The sequence below is a fragment of the Streptomyces sp. NPDC093097 genome (assembly GCF_044754325.1).
In the GTDB taxonomy this organism is placed as follows: Bacteria; Actinomycetota; Actinomycetes; order Streptomycetales; family Streptomycetaceae; genus Streptomyces.
The window spans coordinates 1-19,201 of record NZ_JBIVOW010000044.1 but is presented as its reverse complement, the minus strand read 5'-3'; the positions used below and the strand labels follow the sequence as shown (position 1 = coordinate 19,201).

Annotated in this window: 17 protein-coding genes; 13 read left to right on the top strand and 4 right to left on the bottom strand. The window is 73.9% G+C overall.

All coding sequences use genetic code 11. The features are described 5' to 3' along the window. Positions 1-171: 171 nt before the first annotated feature. The gene (locus ACIQE0_RS37995) at positions 172-1,314 is read left to right on the top strand and encodes a glycosyltransferase family 4 protein (RefSeq protein ID WP_402340740.1); all 1,143 of its coding nucleotides are present in this window, start codon (positions 172-174) and stop codon (positions 1,312-1,314) included. A 79-nt stretch (positions 1,315-1,393) separates the two neighbouring features. On the opposite strand, the gene ACIQE0_RS37990 is transcribed toward ACIQE0_RS37995, so the two are convergent. Then, positions 1,394-3,190 (bottom strand): AMP-dependent synthetase/ligase, encoded by a 1,797-nt coding sequence (locus tag ACIQE0_RS37990; RefSeq protein WP_366339449.1) that lies wholly within the window; start codon positions 3,188-3,190, stop codon positions 1,394-1,396. A gap of 305 nt (positions 3,191-3,495) precedes the next feature. Between ACIQE0_RS37990 and ACIQE0_RS37985 the strand changes: the two genes are divergently transcribed. The 6 genes from ACIQE0_RS37985 (at position 3,496) to ACIQE0_RS37960 (ending at position 8,553) form a co-directional block, all read left to right on the top strand. After that, entirely contained in the window at positions 3,496-4,308 is an 813-nt protein-coding gene (locus ACIQE0_RS37985) for a metallophosphoesterase (protein WP_402340737.1), read from the top strand. Between the two features lie 135 nt (positions 4,309-4,443). Beyond that, positions 4,444-4,929: an SRPBCC family protein gene (locus ACIQE0_RS37980; RefSeq protein WP_366339453.1), complete on the top strand. Its 486-nt coding sequence runs from the start codon at positions 4,444-4,446 to the stop codon at positions 4,927-4,929. A 2-nt stretch (positions 4,930-4,931) separates the two neighbouring features. Continuing rightward, complete coding sequence (locus ACIQE0_RS37975) at positions 4,932-6,146, top strand: ArsA family ATPase (protein ID WP_384104926.1); 1,215 nt, start codon at positions 4,932-4,934, stop codon at positions 6,144-6,146. A 100-nt stretch (positions 6,147-6,246) separates the two neighbouring features. Then, positions 6,247-6,720, top strand: a complete 474-nt coding sequence (locus tag ACIQE0_RS37970; protein WP_366339457.1) for a DUF5304 domain-containing protein — start codon at positions 6,247-6,249, stop codon at positions 6,718-6,720. Positions 6,721-6,781: 61 nt separating this feature from the next. After that, a complete protein-coding gene (locus ACIQE0_RS37965) occupies positions 6,782-7,723 on the top strand; it encodes an ROK family glucokinase (RefSeq protein WP_366339459.1) in 942 nt (313 codons plus the stop codon). 5 nt (positions 7,724-7,728) lie between these two features. Further along, complete coding sequence (locus ACIQE0_RS37960; RefSeq protein WP_366339461.1) at positions 7,729-8,553, top strand: endonuclease/exonuclease/phosphatase family protein; 825 nt, start codon at positions 7,729-7,731, stop codon at positions 8,551-8,553. 49 nt (positions 8,554-8,602) lie between these two features. Here the strand turns inward: ACIQE0_RS37960 and ACIQE0_RS37955 are convergent, their stop codons facing one another. Continuing rightward, a complete protein-coding gene (locus ACIQE0_RS37955; protein ID WP_402340731.1) occupies positions 8,603-9,175 on the bottom strand; it encodes a hypothetical protein in 573 nt (190 codons plus the stop codon). Next, the gene (locus ACIQE0_RS37950) at positions 9,162-9,959 is read right to left on the bottom strand and encodes an alpha/beta fold hydrolase (protein WP_366339465.1); all 798 of its coding nucleotides are present in this window, start codon (positions 9,957-9,959) and stop codon (positions 9,162-9,164) included. The genes ACIQE0_RS37955 and ACIQE0_RS37950 overlap by 14 nt, the downstream gene beginning before the upstream one ends. Positions 9,960-10,189: 230 nt before the next feature. Here ACIQE0_RS37950 and ACIQE0_RS37945 point away from each other — a divergent pair, with 230 nt between their 5' ends. The 5 genes from ACIQE0_RS37945 to ACIQE0_RS37925 all read left to right on the top strand — a co-directional run bounded on the left by ACIQE0_RS37945 (position 10,190) and on the right by ACIQE0_RS37925 (position 15,427). Beyond that, positions 10,190-10,915 carry a lysophospholipid acyltransferase family protein gene (locus ACIQE0_RS37945; protein ID WP_366339467.1) on the top strand — a complete coding sequence of 242 codons (726 nt, stop codon included), beginning with the start codon at positions 10,190-10,192 and terminating at the stop codon, positions 10,913-10,915. 101 nt (positions 10,916-11,016) lie between these two features. Further along, the gene (gene macS, locus ACIQE0_RS37940; RefSeq protein ID WP_402340728.1) at positions 11,017-12,315 is read left to right on the top strand and encodes a MacS family sensor histidine kinase; all 1,299 of its coding nucleotides are present in this window, start codon (positions 11,017-11,019) and stop codon (positions 12,313-12,315) included. 67 nt (positions 12,316-12,382) lie between these two features. Next, positions 12,383-13,054 carry a response regulator gene (locus ACIQE0_RS37935; RefSeq protein ID WP_402340726.1) on the top strand — a complete coding sequence of 224 codons (672 nt, stop codon included), beginning with the start codon at positions 12,383-12,385 and terminating at the stop codon, positions 13,052-13,054. Between the two features lie 176 nt (positions 13,055-13,230). Beyond that, positions 13,231-14,259: a 6-phosphofructokinase gene (locus ACIQE0_RS37930; RefSeq protein ID WP_366339471.1), complete on the top strand. Its 1,029-nt coding sequence runs from the start codon at positions 13,231-13,233 to the stop codon at positions 14,257-14,259. A 151-nt stretch (positions 14,260-14,410) separates the two neighbouring features. Then, on the top strand, positions 14,411-15,427 hold the full coding sequence (locus ACIQE0_RS37925) for a 2-hydroxyacid dehydrogenase (protein WP_366339473.1): 1,017 nt from the start codon (positions 14,411-14,413) through the stop codon (positions 15,425-15,427). On the opposite strand, the gene ACIQE0_RS37920 is transcribed toward ACIQE0_RS37925, so the two are convergent. Next, positions 15,393-17,456 (bottom strand): anthranilate synthase family protein, encoded by a 2,064-nt coding sequence (locus ACIQE0_RS37920; RefSeq protein WP_402340722.1) that lies wholly within the window; start codon positions 17,454-17,456, stop codon positions 15,393-15,395. The genes ACIQE0_RS37925 and ACIQE0_RS37920 overlap by 35 nt on opposite strands. A 258-nt stretch (positions 17,457-17,714) precedes the next feature. Here ACIQE0_RS37920 and ACIQE0_RS37915 point away from each other — a divergent pair, with 258 nt between their 5' ends. Continuing rightward, positions 17,715-19,064, top strand: a complete 1,350-nt coding sequence (locus ACIQE0_RS37915) for a class II 3-deoxy-7-phosphoheptulonate synthase (RefSeq protein WP_366339477.1) — start codon at positions 17,715-17,717, stop codon at positions 19,062-19,064. Positions 19,065-19,201: the final 137 nt, after the last annotated feature.

The window sequence follows — 19,201 nt, the reverse complement described above, 5'->3', positions numbered from 1 at the left end:
CCTGCCTGCATGATGCCCCGGAGGGTGGGGCGTGGTCGGGCGGGCCGGGTGCGGGCGTGGCGGGGCGCGCCGTCCGGGCCGGGCCGCCCACCCGGTACTGTCGGCCCCGGACCGTCCGGCCCGCCCCGCGGCCCGCCCGCCGAGAGATCGTCGACCGCATAAGAGACCACCGTGCACAAGACCCTCATCGTCACCAACGACTTCCCGCCCCGGCCCGGCGGTATCCAGGCCTTCCTGCACAGCATGGCGCTGCGGCTCGATCCGGACCGGGTCGTCGTCTACGCCTCCACCTGGAAGCGGAGCGAGGAGGGCCGCGCGGCCACCGCCGCCTTCGACGCCGAGCAGCCGTTCCCGGTGATCCGGGACGCCACGACGATGCTGCTGCCGACGCCGCGGGTGACCCGGCGGGCGGTCTCGCTGCTGCGCGAACACGACTGCTCCACCGTGTGGTTCGGGGCGGCGGCGCCCCTGGGGCTGATGGCGCCGGCGCTCCGCGCGGCCGGCGCCCGCCGGATCGTGGCGACCACCCACGGCCACGAGGCCGGCTGGGCGCAGCTGCCCGCCGCCCGGCGGCTGTTGCGCCGGATCGGCGAGGGCACCGACACCCTCACCTACCTCGGTGAGTACACCCGCTCGCGGATCGCCGCCGCGCTCACCCCGGACGCCGCCGCCCGGATGGTCCAACTGCCGCCCGGCGTCGACGAGAAGACCTTCCACCCGGACTCCGGCGGGGCCGAGGTGCGGGCCCGGCTCGGGCTGGCCGACCGGCCGGTGGTGGTCTGCGTCTCCCGGCTCGTCCCGCGCAAGGGGCAGGACACCCTCATCGAGGCGATGCCGGAGATCCTCGCCGCGGTGCCGGACGCGGTGCTGCTGGTCGTCGGCGGCGGCCCGTACGAGGAGCAGCTGCACGCGCTGGCCCTGGAGAAGGGCGTGGCCGACGCGGTCCGCTTCACCGGCGCCGTCCCGTGGGAGGAGCTGCCGGCCCACTACGGCGCGGGCGACGTCTTCGCGATGCCCTGCCGCACCCGCCGCGGCGGCCTGGACGTCGAGGGCCTGGGCATCGTCTACCTGGAGGCGTCCGCCACCGGGCTGCCGGTGGTCGCGGGCGACTCCGGCGGCGCCCCGGACGCGGTGCTGGACGGCGAGACCGGCTGGGTGGTGCCCGGCGGCTCCCCGTCCGCCGCCGCCGAGCGCATCGTCACGCTCCTGACGGACCCCGCCCTGCGCCGCGCGATGGGCGAGCGCGGCCGCGCCTGGGTGGAGGAGAAGTGGCGCTGGGACCTGCTGGCGGAGCGGCTGAGGGAACTGCTGTAGCCCGTCGTCACGCAGACGTCCGCCGCCGTGGCCGAGGGCCGGGGCGGCGGACGTCTGCGGTGCGGAGGCTCCCGGCGCCCTACCCGCGGTAGAGCGCCTCGATGTCCTCCGCGAAGTCCTTGGCGACGACGTTCCGCTTCAGCTTCAGCGACGGCGTTATGTGCCCGGACTCCTCGGTGAGCTGGGCCGGCAGGATGCGGAACTTGCGCACCGACTCGGCCTTGGAGACCGCCGCGTTGCCGTCGTCGACCGCGCGCTGGACGGCGGCCAGGAGCTCGGGGTCCTCGGCGAGCTGGGCGGGGGTGGCATCGGCCGGGCGGCCGTGCTCCTCGGCCCAGCGGGGCAGGAACTCCGGGTCCAGGGTGATCAGCGCGCTGATGAACGGACGGCCGTCGCCGACCACCATGCACTCGGCGATCAGCGCGTGGGCGCGGATGCGGTCCTCGATGACGGCGGGGGCGACGTTCTTGCCGCCCGCGGTCACGAGGATCTCCTTCTTGCGGCCGGTGATGGCGAGGTAGCCGTCCTCGTCGAGGGTGCCGAGGTCGCCGGTGTGGAACCAGCCGTCGGAGAGCGCCTCCTGGGTGGCCGTGGGGTTGTTCCAGTACTCGGTGAACAGGTGCTCGCCGTGCAGCAGCACCTCGCCGTCGTCGGCGATCCGGACCACCGAGCCGGGCAGCGGCTGCCCGACCGTGCCGATCTTCTGCCGGTCCCAGGGGTTGAAGGCGGTGGCCGCGCAGGACTCCGTCAGGCCGTAGCCCTCCAGGGCGGTGAAGCCGATACCGCGGTAGAAGTGGCCCAGCCGCTCGCCGAGCGGGGCGCCGCCGGAGATGGCGTGGGTGGCCCGGCCGCCCAGGACCGCCCGCAGCTTGCCGTAGACCAGGCGGTCGAAGATCTTGTAGCGGAGCTTGAGGCCGAAGCCCGCGCCGGCGGGGGTGTCCAGGGCCCGGCTGTAGGCGATGGCGGTCTCCGCCGCCTTGTCGAAGATCTTGCCCTTGCCGTCGGCCTGCGCCTTGGCCCGCGCACCGTTGTAGACCTTCTCGAAGACCCGGGGGACGCCCAGGATCAGCGTCGGCCGGAAGGAGGCCAGGTCGTCGGTGAGGTTCTTGATGTCCGGCGCGTGGCCCAGCTTGATCGGCGCCATGACGGAGGCGATCTGCACCAGCCGGCCGAAGACGTGCGCGACGGGCAGGAAGAGCAGTACCGAGGACTGGCCGGTGCGGAAGAGCGGGCGCAGCCGCTCGACGACGTTGCCGCACTCCGCGAAGAAGCTGCGGTGGCTGAGCACGCAGCCCTTGGGGCGGCCGGTGGTGCCGGAGGTGTAGACGATGGTGGCGGGGGAGTCCGCGTCGGCCAGCCCGCTGCGCTCGTCGACCTCCTCGTCGGTGATGCCCTCGCCGGCCGCCCGCAGCCGTGTGAGGGCGTCCCGCTCGATCTGCCAGATGTTCTCCAGCTGCGGCAGCCGGTCGCGGACCGCCTCCACGGTCGCCTCGTGGGCGGGGGTCTCCACCAGGCAGGCCACCGCGCCGGAGTCGCCGAGGATCCACTGGATCTGCTCGGCGGAGCTGGTCTCGTACACGGGGACGGTGATGGCGCCCGCGCTCCAGATGGCGAAGTCCAGCAGCGTCCACTCGTAACGGGTGCGCGACATCAGGCCGACCCGGTCGCCGGGCTTGACCCCGGAGGCCATCAGCCCCTTGGCGGCCGCCCGGACCTCGGCGAGGAAGGTGGCGGCGCTGACGTCCTCCCAGGTGCCGTTCACCTTCCGCCCCATGACCGCGACATCCGGGTACTGCGCGGCATTGCGGCGGATCAGATCCGTCAGATTGCCGTCCGCGGGGACCTCGTACAGGGCCGGAAGGCTGAACTCGCGCAAGACTGCTGCTCCTCGAAAGCGCCGGCACCACGACGCTGTGTGCGCACCGGCTGCGGTCCATGATCATGCAGGGGGATTGGACGGCCCTGGACGTTACCCATCGGTATTGCTTTGGGATAGGGGGTTACGGCCAGATGTTCGATGCGTCACATGCGGGGGACACGTCATGGGGGACTGCACGCGCAGACTAGACCAGCCCCGAGGTGACCCGAAAGTAACCAGTGCGGCGACCAGCGGTCTCCCGCGGGCGCCCGGCGCGATCCGGGCCCCTGTCCGACCCGCGGGGCAGGGCCTAGGGTGACGCCATGCGCGTGCATGTGGTCAGTGACGTCCATGGGAACGGCCGGGACCTGGCGGCGGCCGGGGACGGGGCCGACGCCCTGGTCTGCCTCGGCGACCTGGTCCTCTTCCTCGACTACGCGGACCATTCGCGCGGCATCTTCCCCGACCTCTTCGGCGTCGCCAACACCGACGCCCTGGTCGCCCTGCGCACCGCCCGCCGCTTCGACGAGGCCCATGCGCTGGGCCGCCGGCTCTGGGCCGAGCTGGACGGCGGCGCCGGCCGGGACGAGGTCGTCGAGGCCGCGGTCCGCCGCCAGTACGCCGACCTCTTCGCCGCGTTCCCCACCCCCACCTACGCGACCTACGGCAACGTCGACGTGCCGCGGCTGTGGTCCGAGTACGCCGGGCCCGGTGTGACCGTCCTCGACGGGGAGCGGGTGGAGATCGGCGGACGGGTCTTCGGCTTCGTCGGCGGCGGCCTGGCCGGCCCCATGCTTCCCCGCGCTCTCAACTTCGTTAGACCAGGGGGGACCCCCATGCCCTACGAGATCAGCGACGAGGAGTACGCCGCCAAGGTCGAGGCGGTCGGCGAGGTGGACGTGCTGTGCACCCACATACCGCCGGACGTCCCCGAGCTCTGCTACGACACCGTCGCCCGCCGCTTCGAACGGGGCAGCGCCGCCCTGCTGCACGCCATCCGCACCACCCGGCCCCGCTACGCCCTCTTCGGCCACGTCCATCAGCCGCTCGCCCGCCGGGTGCGGATCGGCGGTACGGAATGCGTCAATGTCGGGCACTTCAACGCGACCGGCACGCCCTACGTGCTGGAGTGGTGAGGCCGTCGCGGCGGCCCGCTGGTGTCGGTCCGACTTCCGCCGCGCGGTAGCCTTCAGCAGCAGCGACACCAGGGAAACGGGTCTCTCCCGCAGGGTCGGCGGACCGGCATGAATCGGTATGGAGGAGTCACGGCGATGGCCGAACACACCAGCTCGAACATCACGATCGAGGCGGCACCGGCCGAGGTGATGGGAGTGATCGCCGACTTCGACCGCTACCCGGAGTGGACCGGAGAGGTCAAGGAAGCCGAGATCCGCGCCACCGACGACCGCGGCCGCGCCGCGGAGGTGCGCCTGGTGCTGGACGCCGGTGCCATCAAGGACGACCACACCCTCGCCTACACCTGGACCGGCGAGAACGAGGTCAGCTGGTCGCTGGTCAAGTCGCAGATGCTGCGCGTCCTGGACGGCTCCTACCGGCTCCGCGCGCTGGACGGCGGTGCCCGCACCGAGGTGACCTACCAGCTCACCGTCGACGTCAAGATCCCGATGCTCGGGATGATCAAGCGCAAGGCCGAGAAGGTCATCATCGACCGGGCGCTGGCCGGCCTGAAGAAGCGGGTGGAGGGCGGCCCCGCGGCGTCCGGCGCCCCCCGCGCCGACGAGGCCGAGAAGCACTGAGCGTGCGGACCGTCCTCGTCACCGGCCCCGGCGGCGCGGGCCGGACCACGCTCGCCGCCGCGACCGCCCTGGCCGGTGCCCGGCAGGGCGCCCGGACCCTCCTGCTCACCACCCAGGCCAGCGCCCCGGAGGTGGTCCTCGGCGCCCGCCCCGGTGTCGCCGCCCCGGCCCCGATAGCCGCGGCCCCCGGCCTGTACGCCCGCCGGATCGACCCCGCCGACCGGTTCCGCCAGGAGTTCCTCGCCTTCCAGGAGCGCGCCGGCGCCGCCCTGGACCTGCTCGGCGCGGCCCCCCTGGACGAGGACGAACTCACCGAACTCCCCGGCGCCGAGTCCTTCGCCCTGCTGCACGCGCTGCGCGCCGCGCACGCCTCCCACGACTGGGACCTGCTCGTCGTCGACATGCCGCCGGCCGCCGAAACGATCCGGCTGCTCGCCCTGCCCGCGCAGGTCCGCCGCTACCTCCGCCGCCTGCTGCCGCCCGAGCGCCAGGCGGCCCGCGCGCTGCGCCCGGTGCTGGCCCAGCTCGCCGGCGTCCCCATGCCGGCCCAGAAGCTGTACGAGGCCGCCGAGCGCTGGGAGAGCGAACTCGCCGCCGTCCAGCGGGTGGTGGACGCCCCCGGCACCTCCGTCCGCCTGGTCACCGACGCCGGCCCGGTCGCCACCGCCGCCCTGCGCACCCTCCGCGCCGGCCTCGCGCTGCACGGCCGCCGCACCGACGGCGTGCTGGTCAACCGCCTGCTGCCGACCGGCTCCGCCGACCCCTTCCTGGCCGGGCTCTCCGGCAGCCAGCAGACCGCCCTCAAGGCGCTGCGCGCGGAGTTCCCCGACGTCCCCGTCCACGAGGTGCCGCACCTGGGCCGCGACCCGCAGGGCGTCGAGGAGCTCGGCGCGCTGCTGCCCGCGCCCACCGGCGCCGTGCCCCCCACGGAGCCGGCCGCCGCGGCCGCCGACCCCTGGACCGTCGAGGACCGGCTGGCCTCGGACGGCATCCTCCTGTGGCGGGTGCCGCTGCCCGGCGCCCGACGGGACGGCCTCGGCCTGGTGCGCCGCGGCGACGAGATCGTGGTGACCGTCGGCCGCTTCCGGCGGATCCGCACGCTGCCGTCGGCGCTGCGCCGCTGCACCGTCTCCGGCGCCGCGCTGCGCGACGGTGCCCTGGAGATCCGCTTCACCCCGGACCCGGCGCTGTGGCCGCAGAGCGCGCCGAGCGACTGAAGCGGGCACCCCCGTTCGGGTAACGTCGTAAGCGGGCACCGCCGGGCGGTGCCCGTACCGCCCGGTCCGTACCGCCCGCAAGGAGTCCACGGAGCCCGCCATGAGTGATGCCACCGAGCGCCCCGCCGATCGCCGTGCCGAGCCGGACGCCGACGCCTGGGAGACGGCCTGCGCCGAGGACCTCGCCGCGGAGCAGGCCCGCCGCCGGGCCGAGTACGGCCCGGCGCCGGGCAGCGCCGCCGAGGAGCTGCGCAAGCTCGCCGAGGCCGTGACCGACAAGCTCGCCGGCATCCAACTGCCCGGCGCGCTCGGCGGGATGGCCGCGAGCAGCGCCGTCGGCCAGCTGCTGCGGCAGGCCAAGGCCGCCGTCGAGCCGGTCATCGAGCGCAACCCCGACGTCTTCGACCACCTCGCGGCGGCCGGCTCCGAACTCCTCGCCGCCTACCGCTCGGCCGTCGAGAGCAGCGAGCGCCGCTGGACCCGCGAGGCCGCCACCGACGAGACCTCCGAGGGCCGCCCCGGCGACCCGCGCGATGACGGACCGGCCGGTACCGAGCGCATCGACCTCGACTGACGCTCTCCCCGCCTCCGGTACGGTGGGGCACGGCGGGGTTCGAGCGAAAACTGAGGGACACATGGGACTCACCATCGGCGTCGACATCGGCGGCACGAAGATCGCGGCCGGCGTGGTCGACGAAGAGGGTTCGATCCTTGAGACGTGCAAGGTACCGACCCCGCGTGCCACCGACGAGCTGACCGAGGCCATCGCGGACGCGGTCCGCACCGTCGGTGCCGGCCACCGCGTCGAGGCCGTCGGCATCGGCGCCGCCGGCTACGTCGACGAGAAGCGGGCCACGGTCCTCTTCGCCCCGAACATCGACTGGCGCCACGAGCCGCTCAAGGACAAGGTCGAGCAGCGCGTCGGCCTGCCCGTCGTCGTCGAGAACGACGCCAACGCCGCGGCCTGGGGCGAGTACCGCTTCGGCGCCGGCCAGGGCCACAGCGACGTCATCTGCATCACCCTCGGCACGGGCCTGGGCGGCGGCATCATCATCGGCAACAAGCTGCGCCGCGGCCGCTTCGGTGTGGCCGCCGAGTTCGGCCACATCCGGGTCGTCCCGGACGGCCTGCTGTGCGGCTGCGGCAGCCAGGGCTGCTGGGAGCAGTACGCCTCCGGCCGCGCCCTGCTGCGCTACGCCCGGCAGCGCGCCTTCGCCACGCCGGAGAACGCCGCGGTGCTGCTCGCGCTCGGCGACGGCACCCCCGAGGGCATCCAGGGCAAGCACATCAGCGAGGCCGCCCGCCAGGGCGACAAGGTCGCCGTCGACTCGTTCCGCGAACTGGCCCGCTGGGCCGGCGCCGGCCTCGCCGACCTGGCCTCGCTCTTCGACCCGTCCGCGTTCATCGTCGGCGGCGGGGTCTCGGACGAGGGCGAGCTGGTCCTGGACCCGATCCGCAAGTCCTTCCGGCGCTGGCTGGTCGGCAGCCAGTGGCGGCCGCACGCCCAGGTGCTCGCCGCCCAACTCGGCGGCGAGGCCGGACTGGTCGGCGCGGCCGACCTGGCGCGCCAGGGCTGAGTCCGATGGCGGTCGAGCGCTCCGGACGGCCCGCCCCCGGCACGGCCGAGACCGGTTCCGCCACGGCAACTCCGGCCCCCGCTGCCGGACTTGCCGCCTCCGCCACGGAAGCGGGCGGGACCGCGGTCGTCCGGGTGCTCAGCTACAACATCCGCTCGATGCGCGACGACACGGCGGCGCTGGCCCGGGTCGTCCGGGCCTGCGCCCCCGACCTCGTCCTGGTCCAGGAGGCGCCGCGCTTCTTCCGCTGGCGCAAGGCCGCCGAACGGCTGGCCAGGGCCGGCGGCCTGGTGTACGTCACCGGCGGCGCGACGACCGCCGGCCCGATGGTGCTGGCCACCCTCCGCGCCCACGTGGAGCACACCGAGGACGTCCTGCTGCCGCGGACGCCCGGGCTGCACCAGCGGGGCCTGGCCACCGCCGTGCTCCGCTTCGCCGGGGCCCGGCTCGGGGTCGTCAGCTGCCATCTGAGCCTGGACGCGCGGGAGCGGTACGGCCAGGCCGGGCTGCTGCTGGAGCGGGTCGCCGGGCTGGGCGTACCGCACGCGGTGGTCGGCGGGGACCTCAACGACCGCCCGGACGGGCGGAGTTTCCGGCGGATCGCGGCGGAGCTGCGGGACGGCTGGGCGGCCGCGCCGTGGGGCGGCGAGTTCACCTCCACCCCGCATGCGCCCCGGCAGCGGATCGACGCGGTGTTCACCACCGACGGCGTCGAGGTGCTCGGGTGCGGGGTGCCGCACGGGCTGCCCGGCCTGCGCCCGGCGGATCTGCTGGCCGCCTCGGACCACCTGCCGGTGCTGGCCGCCCTGCGGGTGCCGGCCGCGCGCTGACGGACCCCCGGGCGGCTGCCCGGGGGCCTGCGCGCTCAACCCGCCGCGCTCACACCACCGCGCCGCTGCCCGGCAGGTCGTCGTCCTCGTCGCGGTCGTCGTTCATCCGCGCGAAGAGGGTGGCCAGACCGCCCAGGAAGCCGCCGATGCCCAGGACGGCGATCCACCAGGTGACCGGCTTCTGGAGGACGACCGTGCCGATCAGCAGCAACGGGCCGCCGACGGCCGCGATCCAGGCGAACTTGGTGGTGGTGTCGGCCTGCGGCAGCGGGGGCGGTTCGGGCGGGGTGAAGTGGCCCTCGTCCGTCCCGTCGAAGTCGTCGTCGGAGGGCTCGCGGGCGGACCAGTCACGCGGTCCCACGCCGGGGGCGAAGACCACGAAGCTGCCGGGCCGGGACGGGGTGCCGTCGCCGGGGGCGCTCTTCCCGGGCGCGGGGTCGGTGGGTGGGTCCGCGGCGTCCTCGTCCGCCGCCGCGGTGCGGTCGTCCGCCGCCGCGGTGGGGTCGGGCCGCTTCTCGGTGCCGGGGAACTCCGGCCGCTCGCCGTAGCCCGCGACGATCTCCGCCCAGGCGGCCTCCTCGTCGAGCGGGTCCCGAGGGTCGCGGGGGCTACGCTCCGCCACGGTCCGCCGTCCCTTCCTGGGCCGTCTCCGGCAGGGCCTGGGGCGCGAGCCGGGTGATGAAGGCGTGGGTGTCCGCGAAGATCCGCTCCGCGTCGTGGTCGAGGGTGGCGACGTGGTAGCTGCGCTCCAGCAGGGTGTGCCGGACGTCGGCGGAGGAGACCCGGCTGAGGATGCGCGCGGAGTCGGCCGGCGGGACGACGTGGTCCTGCGGGCTGGTCATCACCAGCAACGGCTGGGTGACGCGCGGGAGTTCGGCGTCGACCAGCCGGAAGAACTCCCGCAGCGAGTGCGCGGCGTGCAGCGGCACCCGGTCGTAACCGACCTCGGTGGCACCGGGCTTGGCGATATCGCTCGCGATCCCCTTGGTGGAGGGGATGACGTGCCGCAGCACCGGCAGCAGCGGCGCCGCCGCGTCATGGACCTTGTTGCCCGGGTTGACCACCGCGACGCCGCTGATGGCGTCGCCGTGCCGGGCCGCGAGCCGCAGGGCCAGCGCGCCGCCCATCGACAGGCCGCAGACGAAGACCGTGGAGCAGCGCTCGGTCAGCGCGCGCAGCTCCCGGTCGACCTCGGCGTACCAGTCCTGCCAGGTGGTCGGCTGCATGTCCTGCCAGCGGGTGCCGTGGCCGGGCAGCAGCGGGACGGTGACGCTCAGGCCCTGCTCGGCGAGGTACTCGGCCCAGGGGCGGACGGACTGCGGGGAGCCGGTGAAGCCGTGGCAGAGAAGGACGCCGACGTCTCCGCCGTCACGGCGGAACGGCTCGGCTCCGGGGAGGAGCGGCACCGGAGGACTCCGATCGGTGAGGGGCTTGGCGGGATTACTTCAGGGTACGCAAAGCGACCGCGCCGGGGTAGGGCCGAGGGCGGCGGGAGCGGCAGGTCGCGGGCGCGGCGCCCCGGGCCCCGCGGCGGCCCGTGCGCGGTCCGATGGCCCGCCGCGGCCACCGGCGCGCCGCAAGGGGGTTAAGGTCATTGCGTCAGACATCAGGAGGCAGTCGGTTGATCTACGGCGCAATGAAGTTTTCCATCGGGGGTCCGCTGCGACTCGCGTTCCGTCCCTGGGTGGAAGGCATCGAGAACGTTCCCGCTGAGGGTCCGGCGATCCTCGCGAGCAACCACCTGTCCTTCTCGGACTCCTTCTTCCTGCCCGCGGTGCTCGACCGCAAGGTCACCTTCATCGCGAAGGCGGAGTACTTCACCACCCCGGGCGTGAAGGGCAAGCTGACCGCCGCGTTCTTCAAGGGCGTGGGCCAGCTCCCGGTCGACCGCTCGGGCGCCCGCGGCGCGGGCGAGGCGGCGATCAAGAGCGGTATCGAGGTGCTGGAGCGCGGGGAGCTGTTCGGCATCTACCCGGAGGGCACCCGCTCCCCGGACGGACGGCTCTACCGCGGCAAGCCGGGCGGCCTGGCGCGGGTGGCGCTGGCCACCGGCGCGCCGGTCATCCCGGTCGCGATGATCGACACCGAGAAGGTGCAGCCGCCCGGCAAGGTCATCCCGAAGATGATCCGGCCCGGTATCCGGATCGGCAAGCCGCTGGACTTCAGCCGCTACCAGGGCATGGAGGGCGACCGGTACATCCTGCGCTCGATCACCGACGAGGTGATGTACGAGATCATGAAGCTCTCGGGCCAGGAGTACGTCGACATCTACGCGACCGCGGCCAAGCGGCAGATCGCGGATGCGGCCAAGGCCGCGGAGGCACAGAAGAAGGCTGCCGCGGAGGCGCAGAAGAAGGCGTAGGGCGGCGGGGGCCGGCCGGGGCGCTGCGGCAGGGACGGGACGGACGGACGAGCCGAGACCGGGGGCGGTGCGGCCCCCACGGTGAGGGGTGGGGGCCCGCAATGACGGATGCCGACATACAGGACACCCGGGCCACGGGCGCCGGTGCGCAGGACGAGCGGGGGGCGGGGGCCGACGGCCGCCGGAAGCCGCTGCGGATGTCCGTCGAGCTGCCGTTGTGGCGGGCGCTCACCGGCTACCGCATCCTGACCCTGGGCTACGCGCTGTGCCTGTACGCGGTGGCCCACCGGCGCTATGCGCACCCGTGGGGCGCCGCCGCCTACATGGCCGCGCTCACCCTCTGGACCGCGCTGACCTGGCGCCGGACGACGTCGCCCGAGCGCTGCACCCGGCAGTTCCTGCTCGTCGACCTCGGCTTCGCGGTCGGCGGCATCCTGCTCACCGCGGTGATCGACACCCAGGCCCGCATCATGGGCGGCAGCCCGACGCTGCCGTCCATCTGGACCGCGGGCGCGGTGCTCGGCTTCGCCATCAAGGGCGGCTGGCGGTGGGCGGCGGTGGCCTCCACCATCGTCGCGGCGGTCAACCTCGTCGAACGCCAGGAACTGGCCCGGGACACCGTCCACAACGTGGTGCTGGTGTGGGTGGCCAGCGTCGCCATCGGCTACGTCGTCGAGGTGGCGCGGGCCAGTGAGCGCACCCTGGCCCGCGCCCTCCAGCTCGATGCCGCCACCCGGGAGCGGGAGCGGCTGGCCCGCGACATCCACGACAGCGTGCTCCAGGTGCTCGCCATGGTGCAGCGGCGCGGTGCCGCGATCGGCGGCGAGGCGGCCGAACTGGGCCGGATGGCGGGCGAACAGGAGGTGGCGCTGCGCACCCTGGTCGCCGGCGGGCTGGTGCCCCGTCAGCGGGCCGCGGAGGGCGGCGCGGAGGACGGCGCCGCCGCGCCGGCACCGCCGGCCGACCGCGGCGCCCCCTGCGACCTGGTGGCGCTGCTCGCCCCGCACGCCGGGGGCGGGGTGACGCTGTCCGGCCCGGGCACCCCGGTCGCGCTGCCGGCCGCCGCCGCTGCGGAGTTGGCGGCCGCTGTCGGTGCCGCGTTGGACAATGTCCGGGTGCACGTGGGGGCCGACGCCCGCGCGTGGATCCTGGTGGAGGACGAGCCGGACGCGGTCATCGTGACGGTGCGCGACGAGGGCCCCGGCATTCCCGAGGGGCGGCTGGCCGCGGCCGAGCGCGAGGGCCGCCTCGGGGCGGCGCTGTCGATCCGCGGCCGGCTGCGGGAGTTGGGCGGCAGCGCCGAGTGGATCTCGGTCCCCGGCCAGGGCACGGAAGTGGAGTTGAAGGTTCCCAAGGGTGCCGCGCCCGAGGGCGGACGAGGGGGGAGGGCCCGCGCGTGAACGAGCGCGGCGGACGCGCCCTCGCCCGGTGCGTGACGGGCGGGGCGGGCGAAGCGAGGGGCGGGGCATGAGTGACGGGACGGGCCTGCGGGTCATGGTGGTCGACGACCACCCGATGTGGCGGGACGCGGTCGCCCGGGATCTGGCGGAGGCCGGGTTCGAGGTGGTGGCGACGGCCGGGGACGGGCCGCAGGCGGTGCGCCGGGCGCAGGCGACAGCGCCCGACGTGCTGGTCCTGGACCTCAATCTGCCGGGACTGCCCGGCGTCCAGGTGTGCAAGGAGGTGGTCGGCGCCGATCCGTCGCTGCGGGTGCTGGTGCTCTCCGCCAGCGGCGAGCACGCCGACGTCCTGGAGGCGGTGAAGTCCGGCGCCACCGGCTATCTGCTGAAGTCGGCCAGCACCGAGGAGCTGCTGGACGCGGTCCGCAGCACCGCCGCCGGCGACCCGGTGTTCACCCCGGGCCTGGCCGGCCTGGTCCTCGGCGAGTACCGCCGGCTGGCGGCGGATCCGGCCCCCGCGGCCGACGACGCGCCGGACGCGCCCCGGCTGACGGAGCGGGAGACCGAGGTGCTGCGCCTGGTCGCCAAGGGGCTCTCGTACAAGCAGATCGCCGAGCGGCTGGTCATCTCGCACCGCACGGTGCAGAACCACGTCCAGAACACCCTCGGCAAGCTCCAACTCCACAACCGCGTCGAGCTGGTGCGCTACGCGATCGAGCGCGGTCTCGACGGCCTCTGACCCGCCACCGTCCGAGCCCTTCCGCTCGTACGGGTGAACACCGTGCGTCAACTCCCTTGGCATGCCCGGGGGTTGGCGTACGCACCATCCCGGAGTGACCCAGATCACCATTAACGTGACCGGCGTTACGTTCACGGACGGCCGTACGCGGCCACGGACGGGATGAAGGTGAAGCGATGCGGGTCGCAGTGCTGACCGGCGGCGGCGACTGCCCGGGTCTGAACGCGGTGATCAGGGGCATCGTCCGCAAGGGCACCCAGGAGTACGGATACGACTTCGTCGGCTTCCGGGACGGCTGGCGCGGACCGCTGGAGGGGGTCACCGTACGGCTGGACATCCCGGCCGTGCGCGGCATCCTGCCCCGCGGCGGGACCATCCTCGGCTCGTCGCGGACCAACCCCTTCACACAGCCCGACGGCGTCCGCCGGATCAAGGAGTCCCTCGCCAAGCACGAGATCGAGGCGCTGATCGCGATCGGCGGCGAGGACACCCTCGGCGTCGCCTCCCGGCTCTACGAGGAGAACGGCATCCCCTGCGTGGGCGTGCCCAAGACCATCGACAACGACCTGTCGGCCACGGACTACACCTTCGGTTTCGACACCGCCGTCGGCGTCGCCACCGAGGCCATCGACCGGCTGCACACCACCGCCGAATCCCATATGCGGGTGCTGGTCGTCGAGGTGATGGGCCGGCACGCCGGCTGGATCGCGCTGCACTCCGGACTGGCCGGCGGCGCCAACGTCGTCCTCATCCCCGAGCAGCGCTTCGACGTCGAGGAGGTCTGCCGCTGGATCGACTCCCGCTTCCGGGCCAGCTACGCGCCGATCGTGGTGGTCGCCGAGGGCGCCATGCCCAAGGACGGCGAACTGGTGCTCAAGGACGGCAGCACCGACTCCTTCGGGCACGTCCGGCTCTCCGGCGTCGGCGAGTGGCTGGCCAAGGAGATCGAGCGGCGCACCGGCAAGGAGGCCAGGACCACCGTCCTCGGCCACACCCAGCGCGGCGGCACCCCCAGCGCCTTCGACCGCTGGCTGGCCACCCGCTTCGGACTGCACGCCATCGAGGCGGTGCGCGACGCCGCCTACGGCACGATGGTCGCGCTGCGCGGCACCGACATCGTCCGGGTGCCGCTGACCGAGGCGACCGCCAGGCTCAAGACCGTCGATCCCGCGCTCTACGCCGAGGCCGGGGTCTTCTTCGGCTGAGCCGGTGCCGCCCCGTTCCCGGGCGGCGCGGGTGGGCGATGGGCCGTATATTCGGCGTATTGCGCCATGTTCGGCCCATTGCCTCCGCGCGGCGCCGCCGCCCGGCGCCGTCGCGCGCCACCACCGGCGGGGGAGATACGGGGAGAGGAACGTGGAGATCGTCGCCTTCGGTGTGCAGAGGGACGAGCGGCCGCTCCTGGAGGGCGCGTTCGCCGGCCGCCACCAGGTCCGCTGCCTGGACGTCTTCCTCAACCGCGACACCGCCCCCATCGCCCACGGCTACGAGGTCGTCCTGACCGCCGCCAACGACGACCTGAGCGCCGAGGTGCTCCAGACGCTGGCGGCCGGCGGCACCAAGATGGTCGCCCAGCGCGCCACCGGCTTCAACAACGTCGACCTGGAGGCCGCCGCCGACCTCGGCATGACCGTCGGCCGGGTCTCCGCCTACTCGCCGTACGCGGTCGCGGAGTTCGCCTGGCTGCTGGCGCTGGCGGTGAACCGCCGGCTGATCCGGGCCGCCGTCCGCACCCGGAACTTCGACTTCCGACTGGACGGGCTGATGGGCCGCGATCTGCACGGCCGCACGGTCGGGGTGCTCGGCACCGGCCGGATCGGCACCGCGTTCACCAGGATCGCGCACGGCTTCGGGATGCGGCTGCTGGGCTGGGACCTCGTCGAGAACCCCGAGTGCGTGGCGCTGGGCATGGCCTACGTCCCCCGGGAGCGGCTGTTCGCCGAGGCGGACCTGGTCAGCCTGCACGTCCCGTTGACCGACGACACCCGGCACGTGGTCGACGCCGCCGCGCTGGCCGCCATGAAGGACGACGCCATCCTGGTCAACTCCAGTCGCGGCGGGCTGATCGACACCGTGGCCCTGGTCGAGGCGCTCAAGGCCGGCCGGCTCACCGGCGTCGCCCTGGACGTCTACGAGGAGGAGGCCGGGCTCTTCTTCTACGACAAGTCCCTGGACGTCATCAGCGACGACACCCTCGCCCGGCTGATGACCTTCGCGAACGTGCTGGTCACCTCGCACCAGGCGTTCTTCACCGAGGAGGCGGTCGGCCAGATCGTCGAGACCACCGTGACCAATGTGGAGGACCACCTGGCCGGCCGCACCAACGGCAACATGCTGGTCACACGAGGACAGCTGCCAGCAGCTGCGCGGTGACCGCCGCGCCGTCCAGGGTCAGCACCGACTCGGGGTGGAACTGCACCCCCGCGAAGCCCGGACCGCGCAGCGCGTGCACCTCCCCGGTGGCCTCGTCCCGGCTCAACTCGACGCGGTGCATGGCGAGTTCGGTCGCGGTCCGGTCGTCGCAGCGGGCCGTGAAGGTGTTGTAGAAACCCACCGTCTCGGTGCGCCCGAAGAAGTCGATCCGCTCCTGGGCGCCCTGGAACGGCACCTCCTTGCGGACGATCTCCAACCCCAGCTCGGCGGCGATGAGTTCGTGGCCGAGGCAGACCCCCAAGAGTCCGTGACCCGCAGGGTCTCGATGGGGGGTGGCGGTCGGGCGACGGGTGGGACCGTGACCCGAAGGGTCTGGGTGAGGGGTGGCGGCCGTGCGGCGAGTGGGCACGTGGCGGTGGCCCGCCACCAGGTCGGCCGCGAGGGCGCGCAGGAAGCGCATCTTGGGGTCGGCGGTGTCGGCCGGGTCGCCGGGACCGGGGCCCAGCACCACCGGCCCCTGGTGCGCCAGCGCCGCGGCGCGCAGCCCGGGCTCGTCGTAGCGGCGGACCGTCACCGTCAGCCCCGAGGTGCGCAGCAGGTGCGCCAGCATCGCGGTGAAGGTGTCCTCGGCGTCGACGACCAGGGCGTGGCCGTGCAGCGCGGCGACCGGCGCGGTGGTCTGCATCCGCAGCCAGAACGGGGCCAGATCGGCCCGGCGGGCGTCCAGCGCGGCCCGCACCCGCGGATCGTCGGCCAGCCGCGGCGCCGGACCGGCCGCCGCCCGCGCGGGGGCGTCCCGGAACCCCAGCGCGGTGAGCACCCCGGCCGCCTTGGCGTGCGTCTCGGCGACCTCGCCGTGCGGGTCGGAGGCGCGCACCAGGGTCGCGCCGACCGGTACGCGCAGCCGGCCGTCGGCGGCGATGTCCGCGGTGCGGATCAGGATCGGGGAGTCCAGCGTCTGCGCCCCGCCGGCGTCCCGGCCGAGCAGCGCCAGCGCGCCCGCGTAGTAGCCGCGGCCGCGCCCGTCCGGGGCCACCGGCTCGTGCCGCTCGATGACCCGGCAGGCGTTCTGCACCGGCGACCCGGTGACCGTCGCGGCGAACATCGTCTCCTTGAGGACCTCCCGCACGTCCAGGGTGGAGCGGCCGCGCAGCTCGTACTCGGTGTGCGCCAGGTGCGCCATCTCCTTCAGGCGCGGCCCGACCACCACCCCGCCCCGGTCGCCGACGGTGCACATCATCTTCAGTTCCTCGTCCACCACCATCGACAGCTCCTCGACCTCCTTGCGGTCCCCGAGGAACGCCAGCAGACCCTCCGCGCTCGGCCCCTCGGCGGGGTACCGGTAGGTCCCGCTGATGGGGTTCATCACGACGGTCCCCGCCTCGCCGAGCCCGCCCGCCATCCGCACATGCACCTCGGGGCTGGCGCCGACCAGCGTCCGCAGCCCCGGCCGGTGCACCACGAACGTCCAGTACGCCCCGCGCTCGCCGGCCAGCAGCCGCCGGAACAGCGCCAGCGCGTCGGCCGCCGAGAAGCCGGGGACGGCACCCTCGAACGTGCGGCGGATGACGAAGTTGGCGCCCTCGCCGGTGCCGATCTCCTCCCGCACCACCCGGTCGACGATCTCCGCGTAGGCCGCGTCGTCCACGTCGAAGGCGCCGCCCGTCACCGCCACGTCGTGCGCCGGGAGCGCCGCCAGCAGCGCGTCCAGCGGCACCTCGTGGCACTCGTCCGGGCGCAGCACGGCCAACGGGGTGCCGTCGTCGTGCGCCCGGAAGCCGCGCTCGCGGATCTGCCGGAACGGGACCAGGGCCAGCGCGTCGGTCACCGGCGCGCCCGGCGCCCCCTCGCCCAGCGGGATGTCGGCCAGGTGCTCGACCTCGGTCACCTCGCCGATCAGCGCCTCGACGACGGTGCCGTCCCGGCCCGGGGCGCGGCGGCGGAGCAGGGCGAACGGCGGGCAGGCGGGGTCGAGCAGGCGCTGGACCAGTGCGGCGGCGCCGGGCCTGGACGGGGGCTGGGGGTGCATGGCGGTTCCTTCCGGGAGTGCTTCCGGTACGGAGGGAACGGCCGCGGGAACGCGAAAGGCCGCCCCTCGGGCGGCCTTCGCGGTCTGTCGGTGCGTGACGCGAATCAGTGGGCCGCCGGTCGGGCGGTCCACCACCAGTTCATGTTCATGGTCGGTCGCGTCTGCATGGCGGGAACCCTACCGGATCTCCGGTCCAGGGCGCGTCTCAAAGTCCGGATGCGGGACGGATACCCCTCGAGGACCCCGTAATGTGGGGGTGTGACCGTGAACGCTGAATCCCACGCCGGTGGCCACACCTGGCGAGACCTGCCCGCGGCGCAGCAGCCTGACTGGCCGGACCAAGAGGCTCTGCGCGATGTGATCGCGGAGCTCGAGTCCTATCCGCCGCTCGTCTTCGCGGGCGAGTGCGACCAGCTGCGCGAGCGCCTGGGCGCGGTCGCCCGAGGCGAGGCGTTCCTGCTTCAGGGCGGCGACTGCGCGGAGGCCTTCGACGCCGTCTCCGCCGAGCACATCCGCAACAAGCTCAAGACGCTGCTCCAGATGGGCGCTGTGCTGACGTACGCCGGGTCCGTCCCGGTGGTCAAGGTCGGCCGGATCGCCGGTCAGTACAGCAAGCCGCGCTCCAAGCCGACCGAGACCCGCGACGGCGTGACCCTGCCGACCTACCGCGGCGACTCCGTCAACGGCTTCGAGTTCACCGCCGAGGCCCGCACCCCGGACCCCGAGCGCCTGAAGCGGATGTACCACGCCTCCTCCTCGACGCTGAACCTCGTCCGCGCCTTCACCACCGGTGGCTACGCCGACCTGCGCCAGGTGCACGCCTGGAACCAGGACTTCGTGAAGTCCTCGCCGTCGGGCCAGCGGTACGAGGCGCTGGCGCGCGAGATCGACCGGGCGATGAACTTCATGAACGCCTGCGGGGTGGACCCGGAGGAGTTCCGGACGGTGGAGTTCTACTCCTCGCACGAGGCGCTGATCCTGGACTACGAGTCGGCGCTGACCCGCACCGACTCCCGCACCGGGAAGCTCTACGACGTCTCGGGCCACATGGTCTGGATCGGTGAGCGCACCCGTCAACTGGACCACGCGCACATCGAGTTCGCCTCCCGCATCCGCAATCCGATCGGCGTCAAGCTCGGCCCGACGACGACCGCGGAGGACGCGCTCACCCTCATCGACCGGATCGACCCGGAGCGCGAGCCCGGCCGGCTCACCTTCATCACGCGGATGGGCGCGGACAAGATCCGCGACCGGCTGCCGGAGCTGGTGGAGAAGGTCACCGCCTCCGGTGCCAAGGTGGTGTGGATCTGCGACCCGATGCACGGCAACACCTTCGAGGCGGCCTCGGGCCACAAGACCCGCCGCTTCGACGACGTGCTGGACGAGGTCAAGGGCTTCTTCGAGGTCCACAAGGCCCTCGGCACCCACCCGGGCGGCATCCACGTCGAGCTGACCGGTGACGACGTCACCGAGTGCGTGGGCGGCGGCGACGAGATCTTCGTCGACGACCTGCACCAGCGCTACGAGACCGCCTGCGACCCGCGGCTCAACCGCAGCCAGTCGCTGGACCTGGCCTTCCTGGTGGCGGAGATGTACCGCGATCAGTGAGGTGTGCCGACACGGCAGTGGGGGGGGGGGGGCGGGGGGGGCCCCCCCCCCCCCCGGGGCGGGGGGGCCCGCCCCCCCGCCGGGCCCGGACGGGTGGGGGTTCTAAACCACACAAAAAGAGAGACGGGTGGTGGGGT

What these genes read in the sequence shown, in the direction of transcription:
- ACIQE0_RS37985 (WP_402340737.1), top strand. Translation starts at nt 3,496, where the DNA reads ATGCGCGTGCATGTGGTCAGTGACGTCCATGGGAACGGCCGGGACCTG.
- ACIQE0_RS37980 (WP_366339453.1), top strand. Translation starts at nt 4,444, where the DNA reads ATGGCCGAACACACCAGCTCGAACATCACGATCGAGGCGGCACCGGCC.
- ACIQE0_RS37970 (WP_366339457.1), top strand. Translation starts at nt 6,247, where the DNA reads ATGAGTGATGCCACCGAGCGCCCCGCCGATCGCCGTGCCGAGCCGGAC.
- ACIQE0_RS37965 (WP_366339459.1), top strand. Translation starts at nt 6,782, where the DNA reads ATGGGACTCACCATCGGCGTCGACATCGGCGGCACGAAGATCGCGGCC.
- ACIQE0_RS37960 (WP_366339461.1), top strand. Translation starts at nt 7,729, where the DNA reads ATGGCGGTCGAGCGCTCCGGACGGCCCGCCCCCGGCACGGCCGAGACC.
- ACIQE0_RS37945 (WP_366339467.1), top strand. Translation starts at nt 10,190, where the DNA reads ATGAAGTTTTCCATCGGGGGTCCGCTGCGACTCGCGTTCCGTCCCTGG.
- macS (WP_402340728.1), top strand. Translation starts at nt 11,017, where the DNA reads ATGACGGATGCCGACATACAGGACACCCGGGCCACGGGCGCCGGTGCG.
- ACIQE0_RS37935 (WP_402340726.1), top strand. Translation starts at nt 12,383, where the DNA reads ATGAGTGACGGGACGGGCCTGCGGGTCATGGTGGTCGACGACCACCCG.
- ACIQE0_RS37930 (WP_366339471.1), top strand. Translation starts at nt 13,231, where the DNA reads ATGCGGGTCGCAGTGCTGACCGGCGGCGGCGACTGCCCGGGTCTGAAC.
- ACIQE0_RS37920 (WP_402340722.1), bottom strand. Translation starts at nt 17,456, where the DNA reads ATGCACCCCCAGCCCCCGTCCAGGCCCGGCGCCGCCGCACTGGTCCAG.